13 protein-coding genes and 7 pseudogenes are annotated in these 15,760 nt (G+C 58.1%); 7 read left to right on the top strand and 13 right to left on the bottom strand.

The window, feature by feature from the left end; genetic code table 11:
• Positions 1-48: 48 nt before the first annotated feature.
• Positions 49-1,031 (bottom strand): annotated as a pseudogene (locus ACR3EG_RS21900) (quinone oxidoreductase family protein).
• A 192-nt stretch (positions 1,032-1,223) separates the two neighbouring features.
• Here ACR3EG_RS21900 and ACR3EG_RS21895 point away from each other — a divergent pair.
• Positions 1,224-2,075: a DUF2189 domain-containing protein gene (locus tag ACR3EG_RS21895; protein WP_480947696.1), complete on the top strand. Its 852-nt coding sequence runs from the start codon at positions 1,224-1,226 to the stop codon at positions 2,073-2,075.
• Between the two features lie 15 nt (positions 2,076-2,090).
• On the opposite strand, the pseudogene ACR3EG_RS21890 reads toward ACR3EG_RS21895, so the two are convergent.
• A pseudogene (locus tag ACR3EG_RS21890) lies at positions 2,091-3,076 on the bottom strand (NAD(P)H-quinone oxidoreductase).
• A gap of 55 nt (positions 3,077-3,131) precedes the next feature.
• Positions 3,132-3,823: pseudogene (locus tag ACR3EG_RS21885) on the bottom strand (COQ9 family protein).
• Positions 3,824-3,934: 111 nt separating this feature from the next.
• Here ACR3EG_RS21885 and rpsU point away from each other — a divergent pair.
• Together rpsU and ACR3EG_RS21875 are read left to right on the top strand one after the other, a co-directional pair.
• Positions 3,935-4,141: a 30S ribosomal protein S21 gene (rpsU, locus tag ACR3EG_RS21880; RefSeq protein ID WP_005614280.1), complete on the top strand. Its 207-nt coding sequence runs from the start codon at positions 3,935-3,937 to the stop codon at positions 4,139-4,141.
• 289 nt (positions 4,142-4,430) lie between these two features.
• Positions 4,431-5,402, top strand: coding sequence for a CAP domain-containing protein (locus ACR3EG_RS21875; RefSeq protein ID WP_480496648.1), 972 nt, complete (start codon positions 4,431-4,433; stop codon positions 5,400-5,402).
• Positions 5,403-5,453: 51 nt separating this feature from the next.
• On the opposite strand, the gene ppk2 is transcribed toward ACR3EG_RS21875, so the two are convergent.
• On the bottom strand, positions 5,454-6,371 hold the full coding sequence (gene ppk2 / locus ACR3EG_RS21870; RefSeq protein ID WP_480483000.1) for a polyphosphate kinase 2: 918 nt from the start codon (positions 6,369-6,371) through the stop codon (positions 5,454-5,456).
• Positions 6,372-6,590: 219 nt separating this feature from the next.
• Here ppk2 and ACR3EG_RS21865 point away from each other — a divergent pair, with 219 nt between their 5' ends.
• A complete protein-coding gene (locus ACR3EG_RS21865) occupies positions 6,591-7,430 on the top strand; it encodes a CPBP family intramembrane glutamic endopeptidase (RefSeq protein ID WP_480947691.1) in 840 nt (279 codons plus the stop codon).
• Here the strand turns inward: ACR3EG_RS21865 and ACR3EG_RS21860 are convergent.
• Positions 7,431-7,888: pseudogene (locus ACR3EG_RS21860) on the bottom strand (Lrp/AsnC family transcriptional regulator).
• Between the two features lie 135 nt (positions 7,889-8,023).
• Here ACR3EG_RS21860 and ald point away from each other — a divergent pair.
• Positions 8,024-9,141 (top strand): annotated as a pseudogene (gene ald, locus ACR3EG_RS21855) (alanine dehydrogenase).
• Positions 9,142-9,324: 183 nt separating this feature from the next.
• On the opposite strand, the gene ACR3EG_RS21850 reads toward ald, so the two are convergent.
• Positions 9,325-10,086, bottom strand: coding sequence for a mechanosensitive ion channel family protein (locus ACR3EG_RS21850; protein WP_480482994.1), 762 nt, complete (start codon positions 10,084-10,086; stop codon positions 9,325-9,327).
• A gap of 259 nt (positions 10,087-10,345) precedes the next feature.
• Between ACR3EG_RS21850 and ACR3EG_RS21845 the strand changes: the two genes are divergently transcribed.
• Positions 10,346-11,044 carry a glutathione S-transferase family protein gene (locus ACR3EG_RS21845; protein ID WP_480482992.1) on the top strand — a complete coding sequence of 233 codons (699 nt, stop codon included), beginning with the start codon at positions 10,346-10,348 and terminating at the stop codon, positions 11,042-11,044.
• A gap of 40 nt (positions 11,045-11,084) precedes the next feature.
• Here the strand turns inward: ACR3EG_RS21845 and ACR3EG_RS21840 are convergent, their stop codons facing one another.
• The 3 genes and pseudogenes from ACR3EG_RS21840 to ACR3EG_RS21830 form a co-directional block, all read right to left on the bottom strand.
• Positions 11,085-11,531, bottom strand: coding sequence for a YtoQ family protein (locus ACR3EG_RS21840; RefSeq protein ID WP_170353606.1), 447 nt, complete (start codon positions 11,529-11,531; stop codon positions 11,085-11,087).
• 69 nt (positions 11,532-11,600) lie between these two features.
• The gene (locus ACR3EG_RS21835; protein ID WP_480947690.1) at positions 11,601-11,873 is read right to left on the bottom strand and encodes a phenylalanine--tRNA ligase subunit beta-related protein; all 273 of its coding nucleotides are present in this window, start codon (positions 11,871-11,873) and stop codon (positions 11,601-11,603) included.
• Positions 11,874-11,892: 19 nt separating this feature from the next.
• Positions 11,893-12,496, bottom strand: a pseudogene (locus ACR3EG_RS21830) (hypothetical protein).
• 154 nt (positions 12,497-12,650) lie between these two features.
• Between ACR3EG_RS21830 and ACR3EG_RS21825 the strand changes: the two are divergent.
• Complete coding sequence (locus tag ACR3EG_RS21825; RefSeq protein ID WP_480947698.1) at positions 12,651-12,899, top strand: hypothetical protein; 249 nt, start codon at positions 12,651-12,653, stop codon at positions 12,897-12,899.
• Here ACR3EG_RS21825 and ACR3EG_RS21820 read toward each other — a convergent pair.
• The 4 genes and pseudogenes from ACR3EG_RS21820 to ACR3EG_RS21805 all read right to left on the bottom strand — a co-directional run.
• Positions 12,833-13,920, bottom strand: a pseudogene (locus ACR3EG_RS21820) (phenylalanine--tRNA ligase subunit beta). The gene ACR3EG_RS21825 and the pseudogene ACR3EG_RS21820 sit on opposite strands and share 67 nt — an antisense overlap.
• A 138-nt stretch (positions 13,921-14,058) precedes the next feature.
• Positions 14,059-14,727 carry a CE1 family esterase gene (locus tag ACR3EG_RS21815; RefSeq protein WP_480947688.1) on the bottom strand — a complete coding sequence of 223 codons (669 nt, stop codon included), beginning with the start codon at positions 14,725-14,727 and terminating at the stop codon, positions 14,059-14,061.
• A 410-nt stretch (positions 14,728-15,137) separates the two neighbouring features.
• A complete protein-coding gene (locus ACR3EG_RS21810) occupies positions 15,138-15,581 on the bottom strand; it encodes a hypothetical protein (protein WP_480496640.1) in 444 nt (147 codons plus the stop codon).
• Positions 15,578-15,760 (bottom strand): tRNA ligase subunit PheS family protein (locus ACR3EG_RS21805; protein WP_480947686.1); only part of this gene is annotated, 183 nt, incomplete at its 5' end. The genes ACR3EG_RS21805 and ACR3EG_RS21810, both read right to left, overlap by 4 nt.

Below are 15,760 nucleotides of genomic sequence, written 5' to 3'. Positions count from 1 at the left end.
AACGCCCCCAGAAACGGTCCCGACACACGTCGGGACCTTACTACCAGACTACAGCTCCAAAACCGTACTTCCTGTCGTCTGACGGGCTTCAAGCGCGCGATGGGCGTCGGCGACCTGCTCAAGCGGAAAACGCTGGTCGATGTGGATTTTCACCTCATTCCCTGCACCTTGTTGAACAGGCGCCGCGCCATGGCCTGACAGACAGCGTGATCGGCGGTGTGAGTAAACAAAGTCGGTCGCGTAATCTTGAGCGAGCCTTTCTTGGCCAGAATGGCGATATCCATCAACGGCACCGGCCCCGAAGCATTGCCAAAGGAAATCATCATACCCAGAGGTTTCAGGCATTCCAGAGAGCCGGCAAATGTCTGCGCACCAATCGAATCCATCACCGCATCGACGCCCTTGCCACCTGTGATGTCGGCGACCCGCTCGGCAAAATTCTCGGTCCGGTAATTGATGCAGTGTGTCGCCCCGTTGAACTGAGCCAGACTGCATTTTTCATCTGTTCCAGCCGTACCGATCAGCTTGATCCCCTCGGATTTGGCCCATTGGCACGCAATCAGCCCGACACCACCGGCGGCGGCGTGGAACAGAACGGTGTCACCCCGTTTCAGCGGGGTCGTGCGGTGAAACAGATACTCGACCGTCATCCCCTTAAGCATCATGGCCGCAGCCGCATCAAACGAAATATCATCAGGCAAAGGGCAAACCTGTGCGGCCGGCATCACGCGCGCCTCGCAATAAGCACCAGAGGGGTTAGCCGCATAGGCTGCGCGTTGGCCCGGTTGCAGATGGGTGACGCCTTCGCCCACCGCTTCGATCACACCAGACGCCTCCATTCCCAATGCGTGCGGCAAGTCCATCGGATAGAGACCGGTCCGCTGATAGACATCAATGAAGTTCAATCCACAGGCTTGATGACGAATGCGAACTTCGCCCGGTCCAGGATCGCCTATCGGACGGTCTTCGATCTTCAGAACCTCGGGGCCGCCGTGTTCGTGAATGACGACGGTACGTGCCGTTTTCTGCATACTCACCTCCTGTAACCTGGGGCCAAGCTAACACGCCTGCGATCCAGAGCAATCGGCACAAGCAGGTCCAAGGCAACCCAAACGCAAAAATTATGCTATACTGGCGCTTGAGCGTTGCCGGCTGGTCCGGCCAAAGGCAACTCGTACCGGATCATCTTTGCGGCGCTGATAGGCAAACGCGAGGGGATGACGATGGTCAGGACGATAGGAAATCCGATCAGCTGGGCGGCCCAAACGCTGGGAGCCACCGGTGATCATGTTGCAGAGAACGTCACCGGAATTGGTGGCGCTGGGACACCCAAAATGCCCAAGGTTCAGACGCTGAGCTTTAGTGACCTCTGGGCGTGTCTGCGAGCGGGCTCGGAAGACTTTATGGAAACCCGCGCAGATGCGGTCTTCGTGGTATTGATCTACCCTCTGGCGGGCTTGCTGATGTTCGGGTTAGGCCTGAACCGGAATATGATACCTTTACTGGCCCCCCTGATCGCAGGTTTCGCATTGATCGGGCCTGTGGCGGCCGTGGGTCTTTATGAAATCAGCCGAAAACGCGAGCAAGGGGCCGAAGCCCATTGGCTGGATGCACTTGGCGTATTCCGGTCACCCTCGTTCGGGGCCATTCTGACACTGGGCTTCTATCTGGTGGTGCTTTTGCTGATCTGGTTGATGGTCGCGCAGAGCATTTATGTTCAGACATTGGGTCCTGATCTACCGACCTCGTTCAGCACCTTCTTAACCCAAGTCTTCACAACAAAGGCAGGCTGGGTCATGATCCTGTCTGGCATCTTGGTCGGGTTCTTCTTCGCCCTCGTCGCACTGGCCACAAGCGTGATCAGCTTCCCCCTGCTTCTTGACCGCAAAGTGCCGCTTGCCGTAGTAACATCAGTTCGCGTTCTGCGGCACAACCCATCGGTCATCCTGACCTGGGGTCTGGTTGTGTCCAGTGCGTTGATACTGGGCGCGATCCCGATGTTACTGGGGTTGATTGTTGTCATTCCGGTTCTGGGCCACGCCACATGGCACCTGTATCGCTGCGCCGTGACCTGAACCGGAAGACGGTGCCTAGCCGCCGATCTTAAGAACGATCTTGCCGATATGACCCGAGCTTTCCATCCGCGCGTGGGCCGCTGAGGCCTCGGCCATGTCAAACTCGCTGTCCATCACCGGGGCAATCTTGCCCGAATCCAGTAGCGGCCAGACCGCCTCGCGCAGGTCTTGGGCGATTTTGGCCTTGGCCAGATCGGATTGCGGACGCAAGGTGCTACCGGTCAGGGTCAAGCGTTTCACCATCATCATGGCAAAGTTCAGCTCGACCTTGGGGCCCTGCAGGAAGGCGATTTGAACCAGCCGCCCATCCTCGGCCAGAGCTTTGACGTTGCGCGGGATATAGTCACCGCCCACCATATCGAGGATCAGGTTCGCCCCGCCCTCGGCCCGCATGACTGCCACGAAATCCTCTTCCCGGTAATTGATCGCCTTCTCGGCCCCCAGTTTCTCGCAAGCGGCGCATTTCTCGGCCGATCCGGCAGTGGCAAAGACCCGTGCGCCAAAGGCATTTGCAAGCTGGATCGCCGTTGTTCCGATCCCGCTGGAGCCGCCGTGAACCAAAACCGCTCGCCTGCTTTCAGACCGCCGCGTGTGAAGACATTGGACCAGACGGTAAAGAAGGTCTCGGGCAGACACGCGGCCTCTTCCAGGCCCATACCCTCTGGCACCGGCAAGCAATGGGCAGCGGGCGTAGCAACGTATTCGGCATAGCCGCCGCCGGGCAACAAGGCGCAAACCTGGTCACCAACTGAAAGCCCTTGAACGCCAGAACCTAGGGCTACGACCTCACCCGATGCCTCAAGCCCCGGCAGATCGCTGGCACCCGGAGGAGGATCATACGCACCCGCCCGCTGCAGCGCATCCGGACGGTTTACCCCGGCATAGGCCACCTTTAGCACCACCTGACCCGCAGCAGGCTCAGGCACCGGTCGGTCCGTTATCTGCAGAACCTCGGGCCCGCCGGGTTTGGTGATTTCTACAGCGCGCATTGTCTGGGTCATGGGCAATTCTCCTTTGCCCAATGCCTAACAGGCGAAATCAGAAAGGCCCAGACGCTTACTTGCGCGGGTTCAGCATTCCCGGCAGATCAGCCCGCATCTTCATCGGAGCTTTAACCTGACCTGCCAACCAATTCGGCACCGCAAGAAAGGGCTTGAACAGTGGGTTGCCATTCACCTGCGCCTTGAGCTTTTCGAACTGCATGACGTTGTCGATGCGGCGGTCCAGAAACTCCCACGTTCTCTGCTGGTCAGACGAATCATCCCCCAGCCAAAACAGCACGGTCGAGGAATAGACCCCCGACAACGTCGCCCGCTTGGTGTACCAGTTCACATCGTCCGATGTATCGCCAAGCGTGTCCCAGATCAGATCGCAGGTCTGCCACATCGCCTTGGCCCCATCAGCCGCGTGCATCGGCAAAGAAAACAGCGTCATCCCACGACGCACGAGTTCCTTGTCCTCTACCGCCTGAAGACGGAACCGGACAGCAGCGGCGATCCGGTCACGGAATTTCAGATCGCTCAGATCTTCGGTTTTCAGACGCTCTGCCATCGCCGCGTCCCCGCGGGCATGAAAAGCCAGGGCCATATCAACCGCACCACGAGGACAGATCGACCGTGCCAGCGTTTCATCAATACCGCAGTCACTGATGCCATGCGAAAGCTGGTTTCCGACCAGCCATCAAACGGCACATGGGCCAGCATAGCGTCCAAAAGCTGGGTTTTGGCATCTTCGTAGGATATGGTCATGGCGGTTCTCCGGGTTCTGGCACCAGTACTAGACAAGTTAGAGCGGCTTTGCTATACGGCCACCTCCTGCAATTTCCTTGCAACTCTATCTAGAAAGGTGGTGACAACCACATGCAGGTTAGTGTTCGCGACAATAACGTCGATCAGGCGCTTCGTGCCCTGAAGAAAAAGCTGCAGCGCGAAGGCGTGTTCCGTGAAATGAAGCTTAAGCAACATTTCGAGAAACCGTCCGAGAAAAAAGCGCGCGAGAAAGCTGAAGCGATCCGCCGCGCCCGTAAACTGGCACGTAAGAAAGCACAGCGCGAAGGTTTGCTCTAAGCACCTGAAGCTCGTCCAGCTTTGGATGACACTATTTGACGACCCCCGAGGCCCCGCCCGGGGTTTGTCGTTTTAAGAGGGATTTCGCCGGTCCCGCCGCTTGACGATCGCAACAACTCGCCGAGACATTGATTTGCCATTTTCTCGGCGTTATCAAGCGCGGCGAATCTCTGTTTCGGTGCGCCCTCCCGCCGAAATGCGCCGATCTTTCCGACCTCACTGTTCATGTCTTTTGCCGGTTCTTTAAGTGGGTCTGTCCATTCGGACACAACACCTTAAGGAGGCAAAAATGTCTGCAGCAAGTCAAGTAGAACGGGAAATGCTGGCGTTGATCAACCAAGAGCGTACGTCCCGTGGCTTGGACCCATTACAGCTTGAAACGCAGCTCAACGATTCGTCGGAAGATCACAGCAGCTGGATGCTGGATACGGACACGTTCAGCCACACCGGGTCAGGGGGATCAAGCGCCACCCAGCGGATGCAGGCGGCCGGGTTCGATCTTGAAGGCAGTTGGCGAACTGGCGAGAATATCGCCTGGCAATCAGAGCGCGGCGCGCCGGGGATCAGCGACGACGTGGCGCAACTGCACCAGGGCCTGATGAATAGCCCCGGTCATCGCGCGAATATTCTGAATCCTGATTTCAAATATATCGGCATCGGTATCGAGACCGGCGATATGCAGGGTTCTGACGCCGTGATCGTCACGCAGAACTTTGCCACAACTGATGCGGCAGTCATGCTGGACAGCGGCGGCACTGCCATGACGCCTACCCCACCTGCAGAGCCAGACCCCGCACAGCCCGATACTGATGTGACCGAGACCGAAGACCCGGTCACCGAACAGCCGGACACTGACGTCACAGAAACGGACACTCCTTCTCCGGAGCAGCCGGATACTGACCTTACCGAAACCGACGACCCAGCCCCAGAACAGCCGGGTACTGACGTCACCGACAACGACGATCCGGCCCCTGAACAGCCAGACACCGAAGACGCTGATGCAGATTGCTTCGATGTTGCGGCCTTTCTTACTGAACTAGACGCATTCATTCAGCAGCTAAAAGAAGATTTCGATCAATTCGCGTGGAATGATGACGACATGACCCCGCCTGAGACCCAGGACGACATGGATTTCGTAATAGCAGATGATTCAGTCTTGGTTGCAGACGAACTAATCTGTCCCGAGATGACGTCTGGCGGAGCCGAAGACTTCTTTTCGCTCACCTTCTTCAACGTCGATTGCATGATGGACGCGGTCTGACGCCCCAACCTGATGCGAAGCAGATCGCTGCTTCGCATCCTTTCGGACCGATCAGTATATTTTTGGCACGTGCAATTCGTCCGGCAGAACACGGCGTTCGTATTCCGGGTTGTACTTGCGATCCGGCAGGTTGACCTTTTCCTGCGGTACATCCGTGTAGGGGATCTTGGTCAACAGGTGTTCGATACAGTTCAGACGCTCACGCTTTTTGTCATTGCCTTCGACGATATACCATGGCGCTTCCGAGATATTGGTGCGGAATAGCATGTCTTCTTTGGCCTTAGTGTAGGCCTCCCACCGGATACGAGATTCCAGATCCATCGGCGACAGCTTCCACTGCTTCATCGGATCGTGGATGCGCATGAGGAACCGCAACTGCTGCTCTTCATCGGTGATCGAGAACCAGTATTTCAGCAAAATAATGCCCGAACGCACCAGCATCCGTTCAAATTCGGGAACGTCCTGAAAGAACTGTTCAACCTGATCTTCGGTCGCAAAGCCCATGACCCGTTCGACACCCGCGCGATTGTACCATGACCGGTCGAACAGCACGATTTCGCCCGCTGCAGGCAGGTGCGGAACGTATCGCTGGAAATACCACTGGCTTTGTTCCCGACGGCTTGGCGCGGGCAGAGCAACGACACGCGCAACCCGCGGGTTCAGGCGCTGCGTGATCCGCTTGATCACGCCCCCCTTGCCCGCGCTGTCGCGGCCTTCGAACAGGATACAAACCTTGGCACCCGTGTGCTGCACCCAATCCTGCACTTTGATCAACTCGGCCTGAAGACGCAGCAGGTTCCGGAAATAGACCTTGCGGTCCAGCATTTCGGGGTGCTGATCCTTGTAGATCTTGCGGATTTCCATCGACAACATGGGCTCGCTGAACTCGATCTCGAAATCTTCGTCCAGCGTGTCTTCCAGCTCGGCCTCAAGCCAGTCTTTCGAGGCGTCGTTATATTCGTCAGCCAAGGTCTGCTCCTTACAAATTCCCGGGTTCGGACCGTATCGGGCGCATGTAACCGCCTGATGTCATCGGATGAATTGATGAAGGTCTTTTCCTAAGCCTAACAGCTTACGGCGACAAGATCACTGTGACGCAAATCCGCAGCCCGTTCACTGTTGAACTGTCTTGCCAGAACGCGCCCAACCACGGCATCAAGGCGCAAACCGAACTGCAAAGGCGCGACTTTGACCCATTTTTTCGCATTTCTGCCCACGATCTGGCCGTGGCTTTTGCTGATCGCCGCCATGGTCAGCACCGTATCAGGCAAACCAGCATTGGGTATGGGACTGTTGGGGGTTTTAGGAGCGGTCTCGCTGACACTGGGGCTGGTTACGCCGATCGCCGCAGGGGTGGTCACTGTCGGTTTTGCAGGCGCGTTGATACTGCGCAACCTGTCCGGGATGTGGGCCGCGCTTGGCCATATTGCACTCGTCATATGGTGCATCGCGCTCGGAGCGCATCTGGTCCCGGGATTTCACAACCTTCTGGTCCTTGATCAGGTTCAATCTGGCCCTTTAAGTCGCGATTTCACGATGTACTTGAACCTGGACAAGCCCATGGTGCTGTTCACCGTCGCTTTGGCGTGGCCCGGCATGATTGGTGGGGCTGTGGCACTGCGCAAAATCCCGTTGGCAGTTGGTTTCGCCTTACTGCCTGCGCTGTTGGCAGTGGGTTCGGCCGTCAATGCCATCCGCCCCGAGATCAGCCTGCCCCATTGGTGGGTGATCTTCGCGCTGTCCAATCTCTTCCTGACTTGCCTGACGGAAGAGTGTGTTTTTCGCGGCTATTTCCAATCGTTGATCTCTTCCCGTTTTGGCGCGGGTCTGGGGATAGCTGCTGCAAGCCTTCTGTTTGGTTTGGTTCACGCCGGCGGAGGACCGGCATTGGCAGGTTTCGCGGCTATTCTGGGCGCGGCTTGCGGGCTGGGTTACTATGCAACCGGACGTCTGTGGGTTCCTGTCCTCATGCATTTCGGCTTCAACGCCGCGCACCTGGTACTGTTCACCTATCCCGGACCGGCCTGATCAAACCGGTAATGCCGTGGTTTTGAACACGGTTCGAAGCGCAAACGAACTTTGCATCTGCGCCACACCGGGTAGTCGCGACAAGTATTGCCGATGGATGCGGGCAAAGTCCTCGGTGTTTTCAGCGACGACTTTCAGTATGTAGTCCGCCGTTCCCGCCATAAGGTGACACTCCAAAACATCCGGAATACGGGCAACGGCCTTTTCGAAGGCATCCAGAACCTCTTCGGCCTGTCCTTGCAGAGTGATCTCGACAAAGACGGTCGTCGGCACATTCATCTTGCGCGCATCCAACAAGGCAACGTAGTTGCGAATAAAGCCCTCGGATCCAACCGTTGCACCCGTCTGTGGCAGGCCGAAGGCGACAAATTGGCCTGTTCGGACAGTTCTGCATTCGACATCCGACCGTTTCGTTGCAATGCCGCCAGAATCTTTCGATCTGTCGTATCAATGGCCATCTGCGCAATCCTTTGCAAGTTATGGCCAAAATACCGAAAATTTTTCGGAATTAAAGCGTTCACACGGGCAGAGTTTCACAGAAATTGCGCGCAAAGTTGCCCATTATTTAAGCAGTTTACAAACGGAGAGACCAAATGAAGATCGGTTGCCCCAAAGAAATCAAACCGCAGGAGTTCCGCGTCGGAATGACCCCGAACGCTGCGCAAGAAGCGGTCGCGCGCGGCCACGAGGTGATCATTGAAACCGGAGCCGGTCAGGGTTCGGGTTTTGACAATGCCGACTACGTCGCAGCCGGAGCGCGCATTGTCGACACCGCAGCCGAAGTTTTCGCCACTGCCGACATGATCGTCAAAGTCAAAGAACCGCAGGCAGGCGAACGCAAGATGCTGCGCGAGGGACAACTGCTGTTTACCTATCTGCACCTTGCACCGGACCCTGACCAGACCCATGACCTGCTTGCTTCGGGTTGTACGGCTATCGCGTACGAGACTGTTACGGACGCCAATGGGGGGCTGCCTTTGCTTGCACCCATGTCCGAGGTTGCAGGTCGCCTCGCCCCGCAGGTCGGGTCGTGGACCCTGCAGAAGGCCAATGGCGGACGCGGTGTTCTGATGGGCGGCGTTCCCGGAGTTGGTCCAGCGAAAGTTGTTGTGATTGGCGGTGGTGTCGTGGGAACACATGCCGCCAAGATCGCCGCGGGATGGGGGCAGACGTGACGGTTCTTGACCGGTCGCTGCCGCGCCTGCGCTATTTGGATGACGTGTTTGGCGGGACGTTCAAGAACCAATACTCGACAGCCGGCGCAACGGCCGAGCTGATCCAATCCGCCGACATGGTGATCGGCGCGGTGCTGATCCCCGGTGCGGCTGCGCCAAAGCTGGTGACCCGCGCGCAACTTTCTACCATGAAACCCGGAGCAGTCCTTGTCGACGTTGCGATTGATCAGGGTGGGTGTTTTGAGACGTCGAAAGCGACGACCCATGCCGAACCGATCTATGATGTTGATGGCATCATGCACTATTGCGTCGCCAACATGCCCGGAGCTGTCGCCCGCACATCGACCATCGCGCTTGGCAACGCCACCATGCCCTTCATGCTGGCGTTGGCCGACAAAGGCTGGAAACAGGCCTGTCAGGACGACCCTCATCTGATGGCCGGACTGAACATACATGCAGGTAAGCTGACCTACTACGCCGTCGGCAAAGCACTCGGGATCGACGTGGTGTCCCCCAACGTCGTCATCAAGGCTTAAGATACTCCCGCCCTGAAAGCGCCCTCTGACGAGTGCGTTTACAGCGTTATGCAGCGCGCTGATCGCGCGGCGCGGTCGAACCTCTGACCAACGTTGCAACAAACGAAAAGCGCCGCGCGATCAGCGCGGCGCTAGGCCCAACCGGAAAAAGGCATTCCAATGCCCGTATGACGGGCGGGAGCGTTATGCCTGTTTTTGAATCTCGACCGAATGCGGATAGGGAATCGATACACCCTTGGCATCGAACGCTTCTTTAACGGCCTTCGTGATTTCAAACTTCACGTCCCAGTAATCTGCAGCGGCACACCACAGCCGCGCCGTCAGATCAACCGAGCTGTCGCCCAGATTGGTCACACGCACCCACGGTTCAGGATCGTTGTGAATACGATCATCGGCCTTGGCCACATCCAGAATGATCTGCATCGCCTCATCAGCGCTGTCGCCGTAATCAATCCCGAAAACCAGGTCCACGCGTCGCGTGTCATGGGCCGAATAGTTGGTGATCACCGTTCCCCAAGCCTGCCCGTTGGGAACAATGATCTGCACGTTATCCGGCGTCACCAATTCGGTCGTAAACAGGTTCAGGTCCTGTACCGTCCCAGCAGTACCGCCGATATCCACATATTGACCCAGCTTGTAAGGCCGGAACACCACCAGCATCACGCCCGCCGCCAGATCGCTGAGCGTCCCTTGCAGCGCCAGACCGATAGCCAGCGATGCCGCACCCAAAATGGCGACAATACTTGTGGCCTCAATCCCGAAAATCCCCAGAACGGCGACCAGAACCATCGCCAGGATAGCCCATTTCACAAGGCTGGCCATAAAGTTGCCGAGAGTCGGGTCAATCTGCGGGGTCGCGTTGATGCGCCGGCGCACCATACCGCCTATCGCACCGGCCACGATCCAGCCCAAAATCAGAACAATCAGTGCCTTGACTGCATTCATAATAAGCGGAGCAAACGCTCCAACTTGCGTTACAACCTCGTCCACACGTCTCTCCTTATGCGAGCTATGCAAAACCCGCGACACGCGCGGATACACAAGATTGTGAGCGAGAATGCGCCTCTGGTCTAGGTGCGGAATGACCTGGTTTTCCCCTCTGTTGCGAAATGCACAAGAACTGACCGGGAATGCACAGGTGCTCTACTGGTAACACATTTAGTCAGTGCTTACCTCAACTCGGAACCTTTTACAGGAGCGCACCATGCTTGACACCGCAACTCATCCAATTACCGGCCGCTGGCCTGCCCAGACACCCGACAGGTTGCAGCTTTATTCCTATCCAACGCCAAACGGTGTCAAAGTTTCGATCATGCTGGAAGAGATTGGCCTTCCTTACGAGGCACATCTGGTCACACTCGCAGATTCAGATGTCAAAAGCCCCGAGTTCCTGTCGCTGAATCCAAACAACAAAATTCCTGCGATTATTGACCCCAACGGCCCGGATGGCGAGGCTGTATCCCTGTTCGAGAGCGGCGCAATCCTGCTATATCTGGCAGAGAAAAGCGATCAGTTGATGGGCGCGACCGCAGCGGACAAAGCCCGCGTGACGCAATGGCTGATGTTCCAGATGGGTGGCCTTGGCCCGATGTTCGGTCAGCTTGGCTATTTCCACAAATTCGCCGGTAGCGAGATCGAAGACCCTCGCCCCCGCGAACGTTACATCAACGAAGCCAAGCGCTTGCTCAATGTGCTAAACACACAGCTTGAAGGGCAGGAATGGATCGCGGGCAGCTATTCAATTGCCGATATCGCCATTGTGCCGTGGCTGCGAGGCTTGGACTATTACGGTGTGAAAGAGCTGCTTGGATGGTCTGATTTCGCCAACCTTCAGCCATATTTGGACCGCTTTCTGGACCGCCCAGCGGTCCAGCGCGGATTGGTTATCCCTGCGGCTAGCTAAGGCAGATCGGGGGCGAGGCATTGCCCCGCCCCATCGACCGCTATCCGGGCAGTTGCCCGGTCAGAACATAGCGCAGAACCTCGACCACCTGCGCGGGGTGCTCGGCCACGGCCAAAGCTGCGGCGTCGACCTCTTTCAGCGCGTGCTGATGGTCGGGGCCGTGCAGCACGATCAGGGATTTGCCCAGAGCGGCAGCGTACCCTGCGTCGAAGGCCGCATTCCACTGCTTGTACTTCTCGCCAAAGCGGACCACGACCACATCCGCATCCGCGATCCCCTTACGGGTGCGGATCGCGTTGACCATCGCGCCCTTGTGATCGTGCCAGTATTTGTTCGGCTCAGCCCCCAGAATGGCCACGCCGCAATCGTCGCTGGCCGCGTGGTCGGTCACAGGGCTGTTAAAGGTGATTTCCAGCCCCTGCGCGCCTTCGATGATCTGGTCGCGCCAATCGGTGTGAATCTCGCCCGAGAGGTAAACGTTCAGCATGTCTTGCTCCTCCTGAAATGAAAAAGGGGCGCGTCCGGCCCCTTTTGTCTTGTTATCGTGCCCCACCGATCAGCCGCGCAGAACACCGCCCGTGGCCTTGGACACTTTGGCGATGATCTTCTGACCAACCGCCTCGATATCCTCTTCCTTGAGGGTCTTGTCCGTCGGTTGCAGACGTACGGTGATGGCCAGCGATTTCTTGCCCTCACCCAGGCTGCCACCGATGAATTCATCGAACACGCGTACATCGTCGATCAGCGCCTTATCCGCGCCTGCCGCCGCGTTCACCAAGGTCAGAGCTTCGACATCCGCATCAACCACAAAGGCAAAGTCACGTTCCACCGCCTGCAGATCGCGCAGTTCAAGCGCCGCGCGGGGCCCCGGATTTGCGCGGCAGAGGCACTTCGTCCGGCCAGATGGTAAAGGCCATCGCCGGACCCTTGATATCCAGCGCTTGCAGGATGCGCGGGTGCAGTTCACCAAACACGCCCAGCACCTTTTTCGGACCCAGGCAGATTTTGCCATGACGGCCCGGATGCCACCACGCATCACCATCGCGCAGGACCTGCACCTTCGCGGGCGCTCCGATCGCGGCCAGTACGGCCTCGGCATCGGCTTTGACGTCAAACACATCTACCGCGCGCGGCCCCGTGCACATCTTTGGGACCATCGCGGCCCACCAGCAGACCAGTGATCTGGGTTTTCTGGTTGCCGGGCTCACCGCCGTGGAAAACAGGGCCAACCTCGAACACGGCAACATCGGCAAAGCCGCGCGCCTGATTGCGGGCGGCCGCCTGCAGGCCGGGCAGCAGATCGGGGCGCATATGGCTCATTTCCGAGGAAATCGGGTTTTCTAGCTGAGTCGCTGCATCGCCACCGCCGAACAGCGCAGCGGACGCCTGATCAATGAAGGTATAGGACACACATTCATTGTAGCCCAGCGCCGCGCAGGTCCGGCGGGCCATCGACTGACGGCGCTGCGTCGGTGTCATCACCGCCTTGGGGATGCCATCGGTCACTCGCGGCAGCGGTTTGCCCTGCAGCTTGGTCAGCGAGGCAATCCGCGCAACCTCTTCCACCAGATCGGCCTCGCCCATGACATCGGGGCGCCAGCTGCGCATGGGCCATCTCGCCTTCAAGGCGGAAACCCAGACGGGTCAGGGTCTGGCGCTGTTCGCTTTCGGGTATCTCCATCCCGACCAGCGACTGCACCCGCGCCGCATCCAGCTAGGCGCGCGCGTGGTTCGGGGCCTTCCCGGCCTCAACAACCGAGGATACCTCACCGCCGCAGATATCCAGAATCATCTGGGTCGCCTGCTCCAGCCCTCACGGGTGAATTGCGGGTCAACGCCGCGTTCAAAGCGGTAACGCGCGTCCGAGTTAATCTTCAGCGCACGGCCTGTCAGGGCGATCTGCACGTGATCCCAGAAGGCGCTTTCAAGGAAGACATTGACCGTCTCATCGGTACAGCCGGTTTCCTCGCCGCCCATGATACCCGCGATAGATCTGCACCCTTGTCGTCCGAGATCACCATCATACCGCGCTGCAGGGTGTATTCCTTCTCATCCAGCGCCACCAGCGTTTCACCACCCTTGGCGCGGTGGACCCGCAGGTTACCCTGCACTTTGTCGGCATCAAACACGTGCAGCGGGCGGTTCTGGTCGAATGTCATGTAGTTGGTGATATCCACCAACGCCGAAATGGGACGCAGACCGATGGCTTTCAACTGATCCTGCAGCCATTGCGGGCTGGGGCCGTTCTTGACGCCCCGGATTACACGACCGGTGAAATGCGGCGCGCCGTCCAAGGTGTCGTCGTCAATCGTCACCTTGATCGGGCATTCGAAATCGCCGGCGACTGGCGCGTGGATATGCTCTTTCAGCGTGCCAACCCCACGCGCTGCCAGATCACGAGCGATGCCAGCCACACCCAACGCATCGGGGCGGTTCGGCGTGATCGCAATCTCGATCATCGGATCGACCTTGGACGGGTCATTCTCGGCCAACCAGTCGACGAAGCGATCACCGACCTCGCCCGAGGGCAGTTCGATAATGCCATCATGCTCGTCCGACAACTCCAGCTCACGCTCGGAGGCCATCATGCCAAAGCTTTCGACGCCCCGGATCTTGCCGACGCTGATCGTTATATCCAGACCGGGGATATACATGCCCGGTTTGCAAACCACGACAGTGATGCCTTCGCGCGCGGGCGCGCCGCAAATGATCTGCAGATCGCCCTCATCGGTTTCCACCGTGCAAACGCGCAGCTTGTCGGCGTCGGGGTGCTTTTCTGCGTGCTTCACATGGCCCAACGTAAAGCCCGCCAGCCGGTCCGCCGGGTTCACGATCTCTTCGACCTCTAGCCCGAGGTCGGTCAGCGCCTCGGCCATCTCATCAACCGACGCGTCCGTGTCGAGGTGGTCTTTCAGCCAGGACAGAGTGAATTTCATTGCTCGGGGCCTTTTTTGGCAGATATCCAGTCGGCACAGGCAATGACAAAGAATGCGCCAAGGTGCAAGCGCTGCGCGTCACGGATAGGTGGGGGTGCGGCCCAAAAGCTCGTCCAATTGCCGCCCGATCCAGCCATGGGGGATAAAATGCCCGCCCGGATGCGTGTCCAGCGTCACCTGCCCGCGTGCGCAATCGGTCCACTCCACCCGGCTGAGGGTCAGGATCGGCACCACGCTCCAATCGCCGCGCGGGGTGGCATCGTGGCACTCATACGCCGCCCGCCACAGCGCCACCGGATAGGTCGTGTCGCCATTGGTGCCATAAGGGAAATCCATCACCGTATCGCTAAGGCCGTGCACATGGCGCGCCTCGCGCGGGGCTTCGGGGCAGTCCTCGGTCTGGCGGATGCTGCCCGCAACGGCCAGCAGGGCGGCAACGTCATTGCCCGACTGGCACACATAGCGCCACGCCATCGCGCCGCCGAAGGAATAGCCCGAAACGTAGATACGTTCAGGATCAACTGGATAGCGCTTAGCCACATCCTCCAGCACCGCATCGGCAAAGGGCACGTCGCGCGTATCCGAGGTCCAGAAATCCCAGCTTTTACCCAACCCGTTCGGGGCCACCAGCAACACGCCGCGCAGCTTGGTCGCGCCTGCGATGCGCTGATGGTTCACCACGACAGTGCCCTGCCGCGCCCAGCCATGGAAATGCAACAACACGGGCAGAGGGTTTTCCCGTCCCAACTCTCGGGCTCCAGCACATGATATGAGCGATCGCCGAGATCGCAGGCGGTGTCGCCATGGCAATCGGATTTCCATGGACCCATGGCAAACGCAGGGGTTGCGGTCAGCAGCAGGAAAAGCAGTCGGTAAATCATAGGCCGGAGCCTAGCTGCCTGACGCGGACTGTCACGTCACAACCCTGTGGGAACCTGTAACACGCGCGGATTTCGGCCTTCCGTACAGAGCGCAAGCCGCGCTGTCGCCAGACCGCGGGGTGGCGATCTTCGGCTGTGCTGCGCACTTTATGCCCGCCAAATCCGCGTACTGTACGAGCGTTGCGCTTACGGAGACAAATCGCCAGCCCGTGCGGGCGGTCTGGCGATAGCGCGGCGGCCTATCGGCCTTTGCTCCGCGCTGTACTTTCCCGACAACTAGTTTTGAATTGGCAGAGTTTTTTGGATGTCTTCCACAGACAAAGAAGTAGTGTCGAAAACATCTCGACGCATGTCCGTTAAGGCAGAAGCAAGAAGATATTTAAACTTAGCCATGTCACGCTGAACCATAGGCCCGGATGTATCCGCAGCATATTCCGCGAATTCATTCACACTCTTCAGAACCTGGTCAGAGGCGAGCAAAGACAACTCCATACGGAGAGTATTGTAGTGATCCAATCCGCCTTCATTATCTATCCGCATAAATGAGCGCATGAAGTTTAGGTAAACCTCGCGCTTTTTGGAAACCAGATCAGCCTCTCGATCCAGCCTTTTTTGAACTTTGTAGGTGAGTGTAGCCCCAACGATGGTCACAACGGCCACCATCAGAGTCACAAAACTCGGGAGGTTGTCCGAAATCAAGAGTTTCAGAGTTTCATTCACCGCGACAAACCACTATGCAAGTTCGGCATATCCAATGCCGCAAACCCATAGTGCCGCAACCACCGCAGGTCGGAATCAAAGAACGCCCGCAAATCCGGGATGCCGTATTTCAGCATCGCCAGACGGTCGATCCCGATGCCAAATGCAAAGCCCTGATAGACCTCAGGATCAATGCCACC

The organism is Ruegeria sp. AM7 (genome assembly GCF_056535965.1).
Note: the sequence above shows the minus strand (reverse complement) of the source record. Positions and strands in the feature narration are given on the sequence as shown.